We start from the raw sequence: 1,680 nt of genomic DNA, 5'->3' as shown, positions 1-1,680 counted from the left end.
TCCTGCAACGGTGGCGCCAACCAGAACTGGCAGGCGCACCCGGACGGGTCGCTGCGGAACCCGCAGTCGGGCAAGTGCCTGGACGTGTCGGGCGCGGGGTCGTCGGACGGCACCCTCGTGCACCTGTGGACCTGCCACGGCGGAGCCAACCAGAAATGGACCCTGCCCTGAATTCTGTCACCAGGAAGAGAGCGACGGACATGCGCAGACAACCCCGAATGCTGCTAGGTGGGGCGGCCGCGACACTCGCCGCCCTGGCCCTCCTCGCGCATCCCAGCCCCGTCAATGCCGCGGACACGTCCTACGACGTCCTCGTGTTCTCCAAGACGGCCGATTTCCGGCACGACTCGATCCCGGCAGGAATCCAGGCCATCCGCGACCTCGGCGCGGCGAACAGTTTCACGGTGACGGCCACGGAGGACGGCAACCACTTCACCGCCGGCAACCTGAGCCGTTACGAGGCGGTGATCTTCCTCAACACCACCGGCGACGTTCTCAACGACGCCCAGCAGTCGGCGTTCCAGTCGTACATCGGCGCAGGCGGCGGCTTCGTCGGCGTCCACTCGGCCGCGGACACGGAGCACAACTGGCCGTTCTACGGCGATCTGGTCGGCGCCTACTTCGCCTCGCACCCCGCCGTCCAGCAGGCCAACGTCAAGGTGGAGGGGCGGGCGCACGCGGCGACCGCCCACCTGCCGCAGACATGGACCCGCACCGATGAGTGGTACAACTTCCGCACCAACCCCCGTACCACCGCGCGCGTGCTCACCACGCTGGACGAGTCGTCGTACTCGGGCGGCTCCATGGGCGCCGACCATCCGCACAGCTGGTGCAAGACCTACTCGGGGGGCCGAGCCTTCTACACCGGCGGCGGACACAGCCAGGCGTCGTACGCGGAGTCGGCGTTCCGGGCGCACCTGCTCGGCGGCATCCGGTACGCGGCAGGCCGGACCAAGGCCGACTGCCGGCCCGAGAACGGCTATACGACCCTCTACAACGGCTCGACCACCGGCTGGTCGCAGGCCGGCCCGGGCGGCTTCACCAACTCGGACGCCACCCTCGCCTCGTACGGCGGCCTGGGCATGCTCTGGTACAGCGCCCGGCAGTTCACCGACTACTCGCTGAAGCTGGACTGGAAGATGCCCGGCGACGACAACTCCGGCGTGATCGTGGGCTTCCCACCGTCGAGCGACCCGCAGTCGGCACTGAACCACGGCTACGAGGTCCAGATCGACGCCACCGACGCGCCTGACCGCACGACCGGCTCGATCTACGCCATCAAGGCCCCGGACACGGCTGCCCGGGACGTGGCGCTCAACCCACCGGGCGAGTGGAACACCTTCGAGTTGCTGGTGGAGGGCGAGCGGCTCCAGGTCTGGCTCAACGGCGTGAAGATCAATGACTTCACCAACACCGACCCCGCCCGCTCGCTCGCCGGCCACCTCGGCATCCAGAACCACGGCACGGGGGACGACGTATCGTTCCGCAACGTCCGGATCAAGGAGCTGGGCGGCACCCCGTCACCCACCCCCGGCGTGGGTCCGGTCGTGGGGGTCGCGGGCAAGTGCCTGGATGTCCGTGACGGCAGTTCGGCGGATGGGACGGCGGTGCAGATCTCGTCGTGTACGGGCTCGGCTGGGCAGCGGTGGACGGTGACGCCGGGGTCGACGGTCAAGGCGT

General features: G+C 69.0%; 2 protein-coding genes. Both read left to right on the top strand.

Annotated features, from left to right (window positions below; genetic code table 11):
• On the top strand, nt 1-171 hold a 171-nt coding region (locus tag LCH29_RS43905; RefSeq protein ID WP_446467278.1), incomplete at its 5' end, for a ricin-type beta-trefoil lectin domain protein.
• A gap of 29 nt (nt 172-200) precedes the next feature.
• On the top strand, nt 201-1,680 hold a 1,480-nt coding region (locus LCH29_RS43900; protein WP_446467277.1), incomplete at its 3' end, for a ThuA domain-containing protein.

This window comes from Streptomyces sp. BRA346, from assembly GCF_052851135.1.
This window is presented reverse-complemented; position numbering and strand designations above follow the sequence as displayed.